The 17,699-nt window shown below is 68.0% G+C and carries 5 protein-coding genes; 2 read left to right on the top strand and 3 right to left on the bottom strand.

What is annotated here, in order from left to right; translation table 11 throughout:
- Positions 1 to 160: 160 nt before the first annotated feature.
- The 3 genes from AB656_RS00465 to AB656_RS00455 all read right to left on the bottom strand — a co-directional run bounded on the left by AB656_RS00465 (position 161) and on the right by AB656_RS00455 (position 10,054).
- A complete protein-coding gene (locus AB656_RS00465; protein WP_033503906.1) occupies positions 161 to 4,585 on the bottom strand; it encodes an ATP-dependent DNA helicase in 4,425 nt (1,474 codons plus the stop codon).
- On the bottom strand, positions 4,582 to 9,192 hold the full coding sequence (locus AB656_RS00460) for a PD-(D/E)XK nuclease family protein (RefSeq protein ID WP_052122810.1): 4,611 nt from the start codon (positions 9,190 to 9,192) through the stop codon (positions 4,582 to 4,584). The genes AB656_RS00465 and AB656_RS00460 overlap by 4 nt, the downstream gene beginning before the upstream one ends.
- 97 nt (positions 9,193 to 9,289) lie before the next feature.
- On the bottom strand, positions 9,290 to 10,054 hold the full coding sequence (locus AB656_RS00455) for a tyrosine-protein phosphatase (protein ID WP_033503907.1): 765 nt from the start codon (positions 10,052 to 10,054) through the stop codon (positions 9,290 to 9,292).
- 201 nt (positions 10,055 to 10,255) lie between these two features.
- Here AB656_RS00455 and AB656_RS00450 point away from each other — a divergent pair, with 201 nt between their 5' ends.
- Entirely contained in the window at positions 10,256 to 12,190 is a 1,935-nt protein-coding gene (locus AB656_RS00450) for a serine/threonine-protein kinase (RefSeq protein WP_051905191.1), read from the top strand.
- Between the two features lie 118 nt (positions 12,191 to 12,308).
- Positions 12,309 to 17,699 (top strand): Ig-like domain-containing protein, encoded by a 5,391-nt coding sequence (locus AB656_RS00445; RefSeq protein ID WP_081924802.1) that lies wholly within the window; start codon positions 12,309 to 12,311, stop codon positions 17,697 to 17,699.

Raw genomic sequence — 17,699 nt, 5'->3', positions numbered from 1 at the left:
ATTCCTGACTCTTGCTCTAAGGTCTGTCTCATTTGCTGTCGCACCTGTGTCCTGCTTTATGCAGCCTTGTGTGGCTCGTGTCTTGCTTACTTGGGGCTCTTGTCTGGCGGTAAACGCCGCAGTCCCTCTCACCGCTGCCGCCCGGTCCCGTCTGGAGGGCTCAGTCGTCGTCGGACTGCTCGGGCAGCCCGGAGCGCACCTGGTCTTCAATCTCGCGCTCGCCTTTAGGGTCCGCCACTATCGTGCGCACCGAGGGATCGGCCTCGCTTATATAGTAAAGACAAGCATCGATAGAGTCCAAAGGCATGTCCTCCAAGCGAGAAAACAGGAGCCGGTAAAGGTCCAGCTGCTCCAGTTTCAGGCGGCGCTCATCGGCGTTGCGGGGGCGGTGCCCTGTCTTCCAATCCACGATCGTGAAGCGCTTGGAACCGTCGGCGGCCTCCAGGCCACCGTCGAAGACCGCATCCAGTTTGCCTTTGACCACCCGTCCGGCGATCAGGGCCACGATTGGCCTCTCCACCCAGTGCGGGCGACGGTGGGCCCAGGGGGAATCGGCGAGGCGACGCTCCCAAACCAGCAGGTTGGCCTGGCGGTCGGCCTGTTTGGACGGCAGCGGCTGGTCTGAGAATTCGAGGGCGGCCTCCTTGTCCGCCAATTGGGCCAGGAGCCGACGACGTTCGGCCAGCTGGTCGTCTGACAGGGCAGCGCCCGCTCCCCCGGCGGCGGTTGGGGTGTCAATCCCCGCTTGTTCGCCGGGCCGAGCCCCAGAGTCCAAATCCGCGTAGGGGTCAATGGCTTGGCCACCGGGGAGGGCATCGACGGCCCCAGGGTCAGGCAGGGCGTCCGGCAGCAGGAAGGAAGCGGCCCAGGCATGGAAGGCGGTGCCGGCCTGCGCCAGCGGGGAGTCCACCTGCGGGACGGGGCGGACCACGGAGCGCCAGTAGCGACGCTCGGACCGCTCGTCCAGAGCGCCGGAGCGAGCCTGGATTGAGGTGACCGATTCGACCCGCTGGCCGGTTACCTCGGAGCCCACCCGTCGCAGGGCCTGGTCGTCACGGACCAACAGGTCGCCGGCAACGCCCAAGCGCCCGCTGCCGGCCTTGAGCAGACGTACGGCGTGCGCGTAGAGCGAGGAGCCGTCAGTCAGCAGGCCCTCGACTGGCGCCCCGGGTCCTCCGGCGGCTTGCTCACCCGTCCGCGAAGTACCGGTCCGGGCCACGAAGGCGGCCGATTCGGCCAGGGCCTGACCGATGCGCGGGCTCAGCCCCACCGGCCATATCGAACCCTGCCCCTGCCCCTGGCGGCCAGCCAAATCAGGCGCTTCTGCCAAGGCCTGGCCCACCACCGCGCGCTCGTACTCGACGGCGTGGTCGCCAACGAAACGGCCCAGGGGCATCAGGCGCTCGCCCTTGACGGGCATGGCGGGGGCGGACGAGTGGGTGCCGCTACCGACTCGCCCAGCCTCACCCTGCCCCGCCAGCCAGGAGGCGCCGGGTGCCAGACCAGGTTGGTCAGCCAGACCGGCGTTTAATTCCAGCCAGAAGTTAGAAGCCGCCTCCAGCATCTGCTCTTGAGGGTCCTTAGGCGGTTTACGCCTGCCGGGGCCACCGCTGGTTTTCTCCCCTTGGCCATCCTGACCCTCCTCACCTGGTTGAGGCACCGCCGTCAGCAGGGCCCGCTCGGGGTCCGCGGGCTTGGCGCTGAAGGTGAGCAGGAGGTCGTGGCGGGCGCGGGTCAGGGCCACGTAGGCCAGGCGGCGCTCGTCGTCATGCAGGCGGCGGCCGTACTCCTCGCTCTGGGACAGGCAGGCGGGCTGAGGGGCATCAGGGGCGTCCTGCCCGGGTCCTTGCGGCAGCGGAGCCTGGTCGTCATCAGCGAAGCCGGTATTGGCCCGAAGTCCGCCTACCGCCTCGTCTTCCAGACTGGTCAAGTCCAAAGCGGCCAAGGCCTGCTCGGGGGCCTCCCCAGGTTCGGCCCAGTGGGGGAAGCTGGGCAGGATCGCGGCATCCGCCCTCACCGGCGCCGGCACCGCGGTCGGGTCATTCAGCCAGGTTTGCGCAGTGGACTCGTAAGCCATTGGCAGGTTCTCGCCCTCCCAGTCGGCCAGCGGTTTGACCTTCAACCGGTCGCCCTGGTTGCTGGGGAAGGCCTCCTTCCTCATGCCGACCACAGCTACCGCGTCCCATTCCAGGCCCTTGGCCTGGTGGATGGTCATGAGGACCACGTCCGCATGACGGTCCGCCCCTGACGCAGGCTCGCCAGGACTGGTGCGCATGGCGTCGATCCAAGCGACGAAACCCGCCAAGGTAGGGCTCAGCCGGTCCGGCAGCTCCTGGCAGTAGGCGTCCACCTGGTCGAAAAGGGCGCTCAAGCCGGACTTGGCCGCTGAAGCGTCGATTGGAGCCTCAGGAGTGGCCAAGGCTTGTGAGACCACCAGGTCAACGTCCAGGCCAAGCGCGCGGGAGGCGGCTAGGACCGCCTGCCGCAGGGGGGCTCCGGTTCGAGCCTGGGCCTCCCGCAGCACGTCGGCGGCCTGGAGCAGCAGGTAGCGGCCCCGTTCACTGATCCTGGCGGCCCGGCGGGAAGCCAGCAGGGCAGGCAGGTCGTCTCGCAGGAGCAGGTCAGTCAGGAAGACCCCGGCAGGCAGGAGGTCGCGCTGGCCCCGTACCGCTGCGCTCATCTTGGCGCCCCGCAGGCCCTCCGGTGCCCGGCCCGCCTGAACCAAGGCCTGGTAAAGGCTCTCCGTATTCAGCTGGCCAGTCAAATCGGCCAGGGCGGACAAGTCCCCGACGGTCATGTTGAAACGGGGCGAAGCCAACAGGCGCAGAAGGGAAGCGGAATCAGTGTGGTCGCAAAGCACGCGCAGGAGGGCCAGCAAGTCCCTCGATTCAGGGCGGTCGAACAAGGCCGAATAGCCGACCACCTGCACGCTCAACCCCGCCTCCTCCAAGGCGCTGCGGTAGGCGGGCAGGTTGGTCTTGGAGCGGAAGAGGACCGCCACGTGCGGGGCCGAATCGTCGACGCCGGACTTGTCTGGCTTGGCGTAGCGGGCCTTGGCCTCGCGCACGAAGCGCACCACACCGTCGACCTCCTGCCCCAGGCTCATGTAGCCCACCAGGCCCAGGCTGCCTGCGTCCGCCCCATCGCGAGCCTGCAAGGACTCCACGTCCACCTCGCGCAAGCGGGCGCTGGAAGCGGGCTGGCCGGCCACGTCAATGCGCAAAGGCTCGGTCAGGCGGTTAGCGGACTCCAGGATGACCCGGGCGTTGCGGAAGGTGCGCGACAGGGACAATGGACGCTGGGCTTGATGACCGTAGACGCCAGCGCTGGCCAGGTCACCAGGGGTCGGGTCCGCCGCCTCCATGCCGAACTCGCGCTGGAAGGTCCTGAAAGCGCCCGGGCTGGCTCCCCGCCAGGCGTAAATCGATTGGAAGGGGTCGCCCACAGCGGTGACCGCCGAGCGTTGGGGCCCCGCTGGAGGCTGATCATCCCCTGAATCCCCCTGAGGGCCTTCCCCGTCCTCCAAGTCCTGGGAGGGGTGGAAAAGAGCGGCCAAGAGCAGGGCCTGGGTAGTGGACGTGTCCTGGTATTCGTCCAGGAAAACGTGGGTGTAGCGCCGCCGGTAGATGGCGCCGATCGCGGGGAAGCGCGTCACCAGCTGGAAGGCGGCCAAGGTGAAGTCGCTGAACTCGGCCATCCCCGCTTGGCGTTTGGCTTCCTGGTAGCCCTCGGCCAGGGTCAGCAGGCGCTCGCGTTCGAGGGCGGCCCGCCGAAGGGCCGCCGCCTGGAAGACCCGCTCCTGGCCCCGTGCCTCCCGCATGCGCGCGATCTTGTCCTGGTAGGTCTCCGGCGTGTCCTTCTTCGTCCACTTGGGCACCCTGACCGCGGCCTTGCCCGCTATGGAGGCTTCGATCACACGCTGGGAGCCAATCAAATCGTCAATCCGGGCGATGAAGGCCTGGTCCCAAGCGCGCACCCGGTCCACCGCCTCCTGGAAGCTGGGGCACTGCCGGCTGATCATGGCGGTGGAGCAGGACTGGGTCAGGGCCAGCACCTGCTTGACCGCTCGGTCGAAGGCGCCCAGCCCGTCCTCATCCCTATCCTCGGCCTCCGACTGGGCGGAATCCAAGGCTTGCTCCACGTCCTCGGCCCGGCTCGGGAAAATCAAGTCGAGGTGCTCCTGAACCACGCGCGCGGCCAGCTGGAAGGCGCCAGCATCGGAGAGCGGCTGGGTTCCTTGGTCCATACCCACCAGAAGCCCGTACTGGCGCACTATCGACTGGAAGAAAGCGTCGTAGGTGCGCACATCCGGCTTCAGGAAGGCCTTGTCCGGGTCCAGGCCTCCCCGTCCGCCCTCGCCGACCTGGCCCGCCACGGCCATCGAGACCCGCGAGAGCAACTCCGAGGCCGCCTTGTTGGTAAACGTGAGGCCCAAGATGGACTCGGGGGGCACATCCCGCTCAATCAGCGAGACGATGCGGCCGGTCATGGTGGTCGTCTTACCCGAACCCGCCCCGGCGATGACCAGCAGGTCCTGATCCTCGGGGGCGTCGATGATCTCATCCTGCTCGCGGGTGCGGTTCATCGCCTGTCCTCCATCACTGAGCCCGCCAAAGCCTGCCAGGCGGGGCAAGACTCGTTCTGCTTGCGGCTGTTATGGCAGCGGTCAGCGTCGAAAACCGCATCCTGCAAGCCCGAGGAGAGCTTGACGCCGGCCGCGAACAGGACCCGGCTGACCATAGTCAGGGCCCAAAGCCCCTGGCTGCCCGAGCGTTGGCGCACGAAGTCCCAGGTGGGCCGGCTCACACCTTCAGGCGCCTGCTGGGGCAAGGGGTGCATGTCGGCCAGGGCTTCCAGTTTCGAAAGCCTGGGGCGCTGCGCGAACATGTTGTTGAAGCCCCCTTGCTTGAAGAGGGCGGGTTGGTAGGCGGCCTCGGGATTCTTGAAAAAAGGCGCGGGAACCGGACTGGTGGACACATCGAAGAGCACGGCCTGACTGACTGGCGCCACGGTCGGCGCCTGAGGCCGGCCGACGCCGCTCTCACCCTCCTGGTAGGCCAGGCCCAGCTGGTAGCAGACCAGTTGGAGGTCGTTGAAAATCTGCTTGGCGTTGTGAGAGGAGCGGCCGGTTTTGTAGTCCACCAGGCGCAAGTGCTCCTCTCCCTCAATGGATCGGCGCTCCAGGCGGTCGATCCGGCCGGTCAGCGTAATCAGGCTGTCCGCTTTCAAAGCCTGGGGGAAACCTCCCACCAGAGCCGAGGCCAGGGCGAAGAACTCATCGCCGCCCAGTGCGCAGTCCTGGAAGGTGGCGTTCCAGACCGGCGCGAAATCGACCGGCCGGAAGGAGGCCCGGAAGTCCTGTTCCTGGCTGGAGGATGTCAGGACCCCCACCGGCACGCCCGCCTTGCCTTCCTGCGCGTACCCTTCCTTGGCGCTCATAACGAAGTAGCTGGCGATGTTCGTGAGGATGCCCTGTGCATGGCTGTCGCGCCGGCGGGCGTCGTAGGAGTCCTTGGGGCTCGGATAGGCGGGCAGGCTCCGGGACAATTCATGGTAAATATCCATCATTTGCCCCTGGGTGCGGTTAATCAACTCAGCATCTGAAACCGCGTCCACGCCCAAATCGCCCCGCTCGGGTTGGTCCAAGCCCTGATCAGCGGCTTCCTGGGCCACCTGGTGGATCAGGCTGCCGAAGCTCATGGCCACCGATCCCGGGCGAGGTCCCGAGACGCGATCGTCCAGAACCCACTCCAGCGGGCAGGCCCAGATCCGGTCCACTGCCGAGGGGGAAAGCGTCACGCGGCTGGAGCCACCACCAGGCCCAGCCGCCTCGGCGGATGCGCCTCCAGTCGATGAAGGTCCATCAGATGGGAGCCCGCCGGCCGAAGGCCCAGCAGACGAAGGCTCAGCGAAGGAAACGCCTGGGGCGGCGCTTGGGTCGGAGGGCGGTCCGGCGACCGGTCTCGTCCGCGCATACAGGAAAGGCCAAGAGGCGGGGTCGGCCTCGTGCAGACCATGCTCGGCCAACAGACGCAGGGCCGCCGCAGCGTCGCGGGCCAGGGGATCTTGCTCGCTGATGGGCGCGCCCAAAGCCTGGCGGGACAGGATGGACCGGGCCACGGCCACCAGGCCTCGCGGCCCCACTTCCAGTCCAGATAAGCCGGTGGAAGCGTCTGCTTCGCCTCCCACCGGGGAGAAGTCGGCTTGGCTCGGGTCGGACAGGCGGGGATAGCGCTCGGGCAGGAAACCGTAGAGGAAGGCTGAGGGGACGTTCTGGTCATTCCAGACCGCGGAGAACCGCACCTGTGTGCGCGCCCGGCTGATCGCCGCCAACAGCCCCTTCTCCTCCGTGTAGAGGGTGGCCCTGAGCCGGGGGTCGTGGCCGCCGGCGTCGGTTTTCGCGCTTCGGATGGAGTCGTGCAGGATCAGGTCAGCCAGGTCTTCTCCGCCGAAGAGGGTGTCGCGCGGGGCCAAGTTGGGCCAGACCCCCTCTTGGAGGGCGGGCAGCCAGACCACCGGCCAGGAGGTGGCCAGGGCCGCGGCGCCGGCCGGCGTGGTTAAGCGGACCGCATGTTCGACCGGCCCCACGCAGGCCAGGGAGTCCGCCTCGATCTGCATGTCTTTCACCTGGGCCAAAAAATCGTTGATATTGTCAATCTCTTGCGAAGAGGAGGCGAACTGGAAGAGCCGCATCATGGCATCCAAGCGGTCGTTCGCCTCCTCTCCTTCCTGGGAGGCGGCGAGGGCCTGGGCCTGCCAGTCGTCAGCGACGCCAACTGCGCTCCAGGCCTGCCAGAGCGCGTATTCGGGGGCCGGATCGTCCAGGGCGGCCAGGTCGCGCGCGGTGCGGTCGGCCAGGTCCAGGGCGTGGGCCAGGGCCTTCAGGTCGGGATCCGAGCGCCGGGGGTCGGCTATGGCGGCCAGAGCTTCCAGGACCGATTGGCGCAGGCTTTCGGGCCCCGAATCGCCGTGCGCATCAGGGGCGCCTTCCGCTGGGGCTTGGCCTGCGGCATCACCGGAAGCCTGGCCGTCAATCGCGGAGTCAAGCAGGAGCAGGAGGCCAATCGCGTCGGCATCCACAAGGAAGCCGCTCTGACCAGGACCCGCCCCCACGCTGGGTGCTGACGCACCCCCCATCAGGGAGTCGTCCACACTGATGCCGCTGGCCTCCTCGGCCGCGGCGATTTCCCGCTCCCTGCCACTGGCGTAGGAGCGCCAGACCTGGGCCAATAGGCTCAGGGCAGCGACCGGCCGACTTTGCCCGGTGCCAGCGGCCGCGCCCGGAGCCTCCGGCGAGTCCTGGGATTTAGCGGGATTTGTTGCCTCGGCGGCCAAGGCGGCCCCGCCGGCAGCGGTTATCTCAGCGGCCCCAGACGACGTCTGCTGGTCGGGCCCGATCCGGGTCAGGCAGGAAAGGACGGAGAGGAGGGCATCGACCCGCTCCACCCGGACCGGGCGCGGGCTCTGGCCCCCTGGCAGCGGCGCCGACAGAAGCGGGCTGGCCAGGAGCCTGCGCAGGCGTTGACCCACCCAGGAGGCTTGATCAGTGGCGGACAAGTCCTGCCAGCCGGGCACCGTTCCGGCCTGAGCCTGGGCGAGCTCGATCAGGGCGAAGAGACCCTGCACCGTTGGCTCATCCTTCAGGGGCCTGGCGATCGAGGAGTAGCGCACCGGAACGCCCTCGGCGCGCAGCTTGGCCCCCAGCGAGCGCACAGTGGCGTTGTCGTGGGCGATGACGGCCATGTCGTTCCAGTCCCAATGACCGGACAAGTACTCGTGCTTGATCTGCCAGACGACATCGTCCTCCTCCTCATCCGGCGTACGCAGGAGGCGGGTGACGACCGTGCCATCGGCCAGCAGCGGGCTGTCCGGGTCCAACGGGCCGATGGGTCCGGCGCCCGGCCAGGCGGGCATCTTGCCGGGGCGGTCGGGCAGGCCTGTATCGCCGCCTTCTTCACTTAGGATGCTCAGGCTGACGCGGGCGGCCAGCAGGTCCGCGTACGAGGCCGGGCCGTCCGCCTTGACCCCCTCGGCCTCGCTGGGGCTGTGTTCCGGAAGGGTGATCGGCCGGTAAGGCAGGGACAAGCGGACCGCGCCCAGGCGCCCCAGGTCGGGGTCCAACAAGGCTTGTGCCGGGCCGTTCCCCGCTCCCGAACCGGCTAGGGAAACCGGCCGGCTGCCGACCCGCGCGTCCAAGAACTCCGGGTAGGAGCCGCGGAAGCTCTGGACCGATTCGTCGCAGTCACCGGCCAGGACCAGGCGCACCCCCCGCTGGACCAGGGCCTGGATGAATCCCATGCCCGCCATGGTCAGGTCCTGCCAGTCATCCACGACCACCAGGGCCGGCAACCCAAGACCCTCATCCTCCTCCACCGCCCGCCGAGCGGACACCAGGAGCATGGAAGGGTCCAAACGGTACTGGTCGGGATAAGCGGCATCCACCTGTTCCATGTACTCCTGCCCCAGGGCGAACGCCAGACGCCACTGGACGCCGAGCCGGTCACGCTCGTCCAGGTCCAGCGCCTGGCTGGACAGCGCATCCAGAATCGGCCCCTGGTCGCTAGGGCCGACCCCCAGCTCGATTGTGCGTGCCAGCATGTCTCGCAGCTGGGCGATGAAGTCATCGTCAATCCGCCCGGCTAAGTCATCCGCCCTAACCGTCGCCTGGGTCAGCACCCCAGACCAGCCTCTGGCCCCGTTTAAACCCGCTTGGCTGGAGAAGTAGCGCTCAAGCAACCGGCAGGAGGGGCAGTCGTCGCCGGCTTCCACGTGCGCTATGTGACGGGCCATCACTTGCCGCAGGAGAGCGTCCTGCTCGGCGCCGTTCAAGAGCTTGGGCAGCGCCCGACCCTCCTGGCTGGCGGAAGATTGGCTGAGCAAGCGGAAGGCGAGCGCCTGGAGGGTGCCGACCGGACGGCTCTGGGAGGATGCGCCCCGACGCGCGATCACGGCCTTGCTGATTTGGTCGGCGGCGTGGCGGCCCGAGACCACCATCACCGCTCCCCCGTCCCCATAGGCGGCCAGGGCGGCCAACAGGGTCTCCTGGGCGAACGTGGTCTTGCCGGAGCGGGGCGGGCCAGCCAGGCACAGGACCGTGCTGGACAGGCCGTCCTCGCCGTTGAGGTCGCCGGCGATCAGCCGTTCCACGGCCTGGAGCGCTTGGCCCATGTCCACCTGCTTCGCTCTCGTCATGTCTCCAGCCTAAGGTCCACCCTGGTCCGGCCCGCTACGCCTCGGGCGATCAAGTCCGGAGCCGTCCCAGCGTTCAATGGGCGGTGGGCCCGGTAGGTCAGTCGGCCCGTAGAGCCTGCCGGAGGGCGTCGATGTCCTCCTGGTGGCCGCCGTTAGCCAGGAGGTAGGCGGCCACGGACCCGTATTCACGCTCGACTTTGTCCAGTATCTCCTCAATCAGGGCCGGTGGCGTGATTACCATCGTCGGGCGGATGCTCTCCGGCACATTCACGCCAGCCCGCTCGATCATGGCCAGCATGGACTCCTGCCAGGCGCCACTCAGGTTGGCTTGCGAGGAGGCGTAATCAGCCACGACTTGCTCCCTTCGAGCGCCAGCCAGGGTCAGGATGAACGCGATTGACGTGCCGGTGCGGTCCTTGCCTGCCGAGCAGTGGATCAGGGTGCCTTTGCCGGCCGCCGCGGCCTGGGCTGTGCGATGAACCACCCGGGCGTAGTCCGGGCCGTTGTGGGCGATCAGCGACAGGTAGGTCTGCCGAAGCAAAGCGGCCGCATCCTTGCCCTGGCTCTCACGCCGCTCGATGTCGCCCGCGTCCTCGGGCATGGCTCCGTCCAGCATCTCGATGTGAACGCGCTCAACGCCCTTGATCTCGGGGTCGGGCAGCAATCTGGCCTCCTGGTCGGAGCGCAAGTCCAGGTCCAGAGCCACCGGTGAGTCCTCCAACTGCCTGCGGCCCTGCTCGCTCATCCCGGCCAAGGCCTCGGACCGGTAAAGAAGTCCTGAGGCTATGTGGCCGCTGTCCGTCTCCATGCCTCCCAAGTCCCGGAAGTTGTAGAGTCCGTCAATTCGCGTGATGTTGTCCATTGATTCCGCCTTGTCTTCACTCGTTCGCCCCGTAGGTCCCTTCTCTGGATGGTGGGACGCGTTGGGCGCGATGGGTTTTGAGCCACTGTACACCAACCGCGCCCGAGCCCCCGGAACCCAACCGGGCCAGGGACGCGCGGGCCGCTCCCCCCGTGCGCATAGAATTACCTGGATAAACGGCCTGTGGGAGGAGGTGGGAGGATGGCGGACCCTGAGGACACCGAGTCCGCCGTCGAGGGCGCCCCGCAAATCAGCGGTTACCTCTACCTGCGGCCCCTGGGCCAGGGGGGCACCTGCTGGGTCTACCTTTACCGGCAGCTGGAGCCCCGACGGCTGGTGGCAGTCAAGGTAAGCAAGCGGCGGGCCTCAGACCGGTCGCACGCCCTCTTCCTCAAAGAGGCAACGTTCATGGCGCGCCTGTCGGCCCACCCGGCCATCCTGACCATCCTCTCAGCCGGCGTCAGCCATGACGGGCGCGACTATATCGTGATGGAGTACGCGCCCGGCGGCAACTACAAGCGGATCATGAAAACCACCCGCCTGGACGAGCGCGGCGCCCTGGACCTCGGCGTGCGCATCGCCTCCGCCCTCTACGCCGCCCATCAGCAGGGCATCATCCACCGCGACGTGAAGCCTGGCAACTTCCTGGTCACCACGCGCGGCCTGCCGGTCCTGTCCGATTTCGGCATCTCGGCCTCCACCTACACGGCCTCCCAAGCCAAAGGGCTGTCCGTGCCCTGGGCCGCTCCCGAAATCATAGCCCACAAGTCCGGAGGCTCCGAGGCTTCGGACATCTACTCCCTGGGCGCCTCCATCTTCGGCCTGCTCACGGGAAAATCTCCCTACGAGTATGGTTTCCGGGTACGCGATGAGCAGGAGCTCGCCCAGCTCATCGAGCATGAGGGACCGCCCAGGCTACGGCGGGGCGAGGCTTCGCCGGACTTCGAGCGGGTGCTTGACAAGGCCATGGCCCACGACCGCGAGGAACGCTACTTCTCCTCCCTGGATTTCGGCCGCGACATGCAGGTGCTCCAGGCCCGGCTCTACGGCCATATGACGCCTCTGGTCGCGCGGGGGGCGGACCCCTACCCCAGTCAAGAGGAGCTGGGCATGGCGGGGCGCCTCAGTGCGAGAAAGCAAAAGAGGGACGCGACGCTGGCGACGACTGGGGCTGGCGACGGGAACACGGATCTTGGCAGCGCTGATTCCGAGGACTTGGATTCAGCAGAAGGCGGTGAAAGCGGCGAGCGCGCGCGGATCGGCTACGCGGATGGCTCCGGGTTCAAGCAATCGGATGGACGGAGCGACGCGAGCAAGGGTGAATCCGATGGGAATCAAGCGGACGCTCGGGCCTTCGACGAGGACCAGGCTCCCGCCACCGCCGCGCGGGTCGTGCGGAAGCCGTCTGGCGGACGAATCGCGACTTCCACGAACGCCCGAAGGCCAGTAAGCGCTCGGACGGGGTCGGCCGGCCGCCTGGATGCGCTGGGTGGCTCGCGACCAGCCGCCCCAGAGGCAAACCGTGTCAAGGGGAAGGGGAGCGAGCGTTCCGAACTGGGCTGGTTGCGGAGTCTGAGGGCCCAACCAGCGCATGCTCGAGGACCGTCAAGCGCTTCCGGCCACCCGATCAGCGGTCAGCAGGCATGGGGGCTGCGCCGGGCAGCCGTCTTCGCCCTGGCTTGCCTCCTGGCTGCGGTCCTGTCCTTGGGCGTTGGCTTCCTGGCGGCCAAACGGGCTGGCGAAGCAGGCGGGGCCGCAGGGACCGGCAATGCCGGGTTCAGCGCCTCTTCTTCCTTGCCCTCCTCCACCGGGTCCAGCGGGGATCAGATCGGCCAATCCGCCCCTGCCAGCGTGCCCACGGTGACTGCGGGACGAGGGGATCTGCATGAGGGCCTGGCGCTTTTCTCCTGGTCGAACCCGGCTCCAGAGCCCGGCGACGCTTACCTGTGGAAGACTGTGCCCGCCACCGCCCCCGAGGACGGCCAGGCCGATTGGCGCGGGGCCGAGCGCAGCAGCGAGCCCAAGACCCAGGTCAATGCGGGGCAGGAACGGGCCGTCTGCATCCAAGTGGCCCTTTTACGCGCCGACCAACGCATCTCCAACCAGCCAGCTCGCATCTGCGCCACCCTCCCCTGAGCGCCTAGGCACCGCTCGAACCGACGCGGCTCGCGCACATTCGACCACAAGCACGCACATTCGACCACATGGGCTGTCCACAGGCGCTTCTGCGCCCTGAGCGGCCTAGCCTGGCCCCATGACTGACGCATATGGATGGGCGACGATACGACCCCGCCCCACTAAGGACCGCCGCTGGCGGCAAAACCCGTCCTGGGGAAAATCCAAGGGCGACCCCCGCACGGCTCTTCGCCTCCGGTCAGCCTTGGCCCTCCTCCTGGCTGCTGCCCTGGCCACGGCGGTCATCCTGGTGCCGGTCAGCAATCGGCAGCAGGCGGACTTGGACGACGGCACGGTCTGGGTGGCTTCGGCCAGCAAAGGCAAACTGGCCCGTTTCAACCCCCGCATCCGCGAGGCCGACGCCATGCTGCCCGCTCCCTCCCCCAGCCTGGACCTGGCCCAGAGCGGCGGACGCACCTTTCTGCGACAGGGACGACGCCTATCCACAATCGACCCGGTGAGCCTCAAAACGTCCGGCTCTACCGATGCCCCAGCCAGCGTCAAGCCACTCCTGTCCGCGGGCACCCTCGCAGCCTTCGACCAACGAACCGGTCAGGTTTGGGCAGGAAGCGCCTCCTTCCCTCCCCCCGACCTGGCGCACGCGGACCCGGTCATGGCCCTGGGCCGGGGAGGCCAAGCGGCCATAGGGGCGGACGGCACGCTCTATGGGTACCGGGCTGACGACGGCGCCGTACTGACCTTGAGCAACCCCGCCGCCCGCACGATCCACCAGGGCCCCTCCCTGACTGGCGGACGGAGGCTGAGCGCGGACGCCCTAGCCGTCGTCCAAGGACAGGCGGTCGTACTCTCCGGCCGCACCATGCGCTGGAAGAACGGCAGCGTCCAGCTGCCCGGTCAAGGGCCGCTCGAGCTCCAGTCCTCTCCCGTTGACCAGGACCAGAAAGGCTCTTGGATCGCCGCCACCGACCAGGGGCATGTGTTCATCGCGGACTTGGATCAAGCGGACGGAAGCTTGGAAACCATCGCCACCGGTTCCACCGGGCGGCCCGCCAGGCCGGTCTCCTCAGGAGGCTGCCTGTGGGCGGCGTGGTCCAGCCAAGCCCGCAATTTCACCCGTTTATGCGGGACCGACGGGGGCCGGCCATCCGCCCCTAGCAAGCCTGGGGATGGGCCCATTCGCAGCCTGGATTCGATCACGCCCGGCACACGGCTGATGTTCCGCGCCAATAAGCGCCAAGTGGTGCTCAACGACATCGAATCAGGCTCGGTCTGGGACCCTGACACCGCCGCCCAGGCAGTCAACCTGAGCTGGGACCCAGCCGACCCTAAGGCGGCCGAGGTCCACCAAACAGGTCGCCAGAAAGATGCCGACCCAACGGACTTCAGCGCATCCTGCAAGGCGCAGGAAGGCTCAATCAGGGCCGAGGACGACCACCTAGCCGTGCGCGCAGGCTCCCGGGCCCTCTTGGACCCTTTAGCCAACGACCAGGAGACCGGCTGCGCGCTGGCCTCGATCAGCCGCGCCACGGCCAGCGACCAGCGCCTGCGGGCCGAGCCTGCCGGCGGGGGCCGCTTCCTGCAAGTGGACGCCTCGGATTTGCCACCTGGCAGTGTGCGCGTCTCTTACACGGCCAGCGACGGACGGGGCCACTCCTCATCGGCCTCCATCGCGCTCCAGGTTTTGCCCCGGTCCGACAACCGTCCGCCCGCCTGGACCGGCCCGTCGCCCGACTGCCGGATAGCGGAAGGATCAGGGACCAGCCTGAACGCCTTGGCAGGGTTCACGGACCCGGACGGCGACCCCTTGGCCCTGCTCGCGGTCCAAACCCGGCCTGCCTCCCCCCTGACCGCGACCGTCCGGGCCGACGGCCGACTGGACGTGCATGCGGCCAACGACGCCGCCGGGCCGGCCAGCTTGGAGGTTCAGGTTTCGGATGGGCGTGCGACGAGCAGCGCCCTCATCGATTGCCAAGTCTCTGCCACGGGTAGCCAAGCCCCAGTGGCCGGTCCCCTGGTCCTCCGGCTCGTGGCCGGTCAGACAAGCGAGATCAACCTGTCCCCCGCCGTCCAAGCCGACCCGAACTCGCCGTTGCAACTCGACGATATCCAGCACTGTCCCGGCGTCGAGACCAATCCCCTGCCCGGCTCCCTGACCGTGCGCGCACGGGCCGAGCGACCTGGCGACTACTACCTGCCCTACACCGTCAGCCAAGCTGGGCGCAAGTCCCAAGGGCTCATCCGCCTGCAAGCCATAGAGGCCTCAAGCAAAGGCGCCACGGCCATCACTGCCGACGACACAGCGGTCCTGGATCAAACCGGTCAGGCCAGCCTGGACCCCCTGGCCAATGACTTCGACCCCACGGGAGGGCCCTTGATCTTGACCGGGGTCGATACCAGCGACGCCAGCGGAATCAAGGCGGGCGTGGCCGAGGGCCGGTGGGTCAGACTGGAGGCCAAGCGTAGCCTGACCGGCCCGGTGACGATTCGCTACCAGGCGGCCAACCAAGCCGGCTCCAGTCAGGCGAGCATCACGATTCTACCCGCCGCGCGGCAGTCGGCCCAGCCCGCCCTCAGGGCCAGCGACATCCAGGCCCAGGTGCGTCAGGGAGGGAGCCTGACCATCGCCGTCATGGACCACGTGAGCTCGCCCACGGGCGCGCAAGTCAGCCTGTCGCCCAAACTGGAGGCCGATGCAGGCAACCCGCCCGGCCAAGCTTTCGTCAGCGGCGAAAGCGTGCGGTACCTGGCCGGCGACCAGGCTGGCCGAGCCCGGCTGACTTACACGGTCAGCGAGCCTGGCGGCGGCTCCGCCAGGGGGAGCATCACCATAGACATCCACCCCAGCCGCGCCGAAGGCAAGGCGCCCAGCAGGCCCCGTGACCTGGAGGCCCGCACCGTGGCCGGCGGTCAAGTGCGCATACCGATACCCCTGACCGGCATCGACCAGGACGGCGATGACACCGCGCTTGTGGGCCTGGGCTCGCAGCTGCCCCGGCGGGGCCGCGTCTTGGGCTCCAGCGACAGATCCTTGCTCTACGAGGCCTACCCGGACTCTCGTGGGACCGACGAGTTCACCTACCAGGTCGAAGACTGGACCGGACAGCCCGCACAGGCGCGCATACGGGTCGGCATCGCCCCCAGCGACCAGGCGCCAGGATTGATGGCCCGAGACGACCACGTCCGACTGCGGCCAGGCGTCCAAACCGACGTGCCCGTGACCGGCAACGACGTGAGCTCGGACGGGCTGGAAGCCAGGCTGGACCCCCAGCTGGAGGGAGCCGGTCCCTTACGAGCCAGCGCCCGGCAGGGCGGTATCCATCTGACCAGCCCCAGTCAGACCGGCGAATCCTATCTGACCTACACCGTGCGCAATGCCGCTGGAATGGCCGACCAGGCCAGCCTGCGGGTCTCCACCAGCCCGGACGCCCCGATCCTACCGCCCCAGGCGCGCGACTGCTCGCTGACATCGGCGGACTGGGAGGGAGGGAGGTTCGCGCGCAGCATGGACGCTCTGATCGCCAATCCCTCCGGACCCAACAGCGACCTGACGCTGAGTCTAGGCCCCCAAGCCCAGGATCAAGCCAACCTGCGGGAGTCCTCCGGTTCCTGGACGCTCACAGCCAACCCCTCCCCGAGCGCGCGCGCCATCCCATACACAGTGACCAACACCCGCTACAACGTCTCCTCCATCGCCCTGATTCGCCTCCCCGCCGTCGGCTCGCTCAGGCCCAGCCCCAACCCTCACGCCCCGCCCTTGACCGTAGCAGCCGGCTCCAGCCTGACCATCGCCGTCTCCGCTTACGCGCAGGCGGGCTCAGCCCCTGTACGGGTCGTTTCCCCCAAGTCCGTGCAAGCCACCAAGTCGGATGGGTCAGACCCCTACCTGGACCCGGACCACCTGCGTTTCACCCCCGCTCACGGTTACTCGGGCCCCGCCTCAATCACCTTCACCGCCGCAGCCCAAGGCCCGTCCTCAGCCGTAGGCAGCCAAGCCGTGCTCACCCTCCCGATCGAGGTCAACGGCGAGCACGGCGCGCCGCCGACGTTCACCTCGCCACTGATCGACCTGGAGGCGGGCGGCCAGACCCAGCACCTGGCGCTCAAAAAGCTGACGCGCACCACCTCACAGGCCCAGGCCAAGGCGCTGATTTACGACAGTCCCGGTTTCAAAGGGCCAATCCAGGCCAGGCTGCGTCCGGACGGCGACCTGACCTTCTCGGCCAGTCGGAATGCCGCCCTGGGGCAGCGGGTAAGGCTGCCGTTCACTATCCGCTACCCAGGCGGCAAGTTGGAGACGGCCCTGACCCTGCGAATCGTGGCCAGCCGTAAGCCTTTGGCATCAGTGCCCGACCGCCGGATCAGCCTGGCCGCCGGCCATGGCATACGGTTGAACGCGCTCGACGGGGCATACAACCCCTTGCCTGACCGCCCCCTCTCACTAGCCGCAGCGACCAGCGACCAGCCTGGTTTGACCGCCCGCATCCAAACCGGTGGGTGGGTCGAGCTCAACGCCAGCGACCCCGTCGAAGCCGCCAACGGACGGGTTATACTGACGGTCTCCGATGGGACCGGAGCGCCCGAACGGCGGGTGACCGCCAGCATAATAGTGGACTTCATCAATCGTCCTCGCCCACCCTCCTTGCTCGCTTCGAGCCTTGTGGTTGGGGACGGCTCCGTTTCGCTGGCTTGGATTCCTGGGGCCGCTATGGGGTCACCCATCCTCGAATACCAGGTGACCTATCAGAGCCCGGCCGGCTCAGGCTCCCACTCTTGCGGTCAAGCCAACTCCTGCACACTCGGCGGTCTGGTCAACGCTCAAACTTACTCCTTCATGGTGCGCGCCCGCAATGCCCAAGGTTGGTCGAATCCCTCGGCCCCGCTGGCAGCCCGGCCGGACGCTAGGCCGCAAGCCCCGGAAGGCCTGATCGTGGACGGCAGCGCGCAAGAGGAGCTGCGCGTCTCCTGGCGTCCTGCGCGCAACCGGGGCAGCAGGATCACCAGTTACCAGGTCAACGCTTCCGGCCCGGGTTGTGGGCCAATCATGGGTCGGTCACCCTCATCCACTCAGGCGGTCCTGGCTGTGCCCCATGACGCCGCGGGATCAACCTGCACCATCAGCGTCAACGCCAGTAATCAAGCGGGCTCCGGGCCTGCGGCTACAGCGGTCGGAGCCAGCTGGTCAAGTCCAGACGCGCCCGTCTTCGAACAGGTCCTCCACGATCAGCCCGGCTGGCCGCCCGGAAGGGTCCAAGTCACGCTCAAGGCTGGGCGTCTGCATGGCGGGGCCTGCCAGGCCGTGGATCTGACGGCCAGTCAAGGAGCGCGGGCGATGACCGTCTCCTGGCCATGCGCGCAGGAGGGCGCCAGCCTTGGTGGTGTCCTGAATTTGCCAGTCGATCCGGGCCTGAACACCATCACCTTGGAAGCCGTGACCCGGGCCCAAGGGCAGCCGCCCTCCAACACATCCCCGACCGCCCGTGCACTGATCACCCTGGAAGGCAGGCGATGA

Origin of the sequence: Bifidobacterium actinocoloniiforme DSM 22766, from assembly GCF_001263395.1 — a bacterium.
In the GTDB taxonomy this organism is placed as follows: domain Bacteria; phylum Actinomycetota; class Actinomycetes; order Actinomycetales; family Bifidobacteriaceae; genus Bombiscardovia; species Bombiscardovia actinocoloniiformis.
This window is presented reverse-complemented; position numbering and strand designations above follow the sequence as displayed.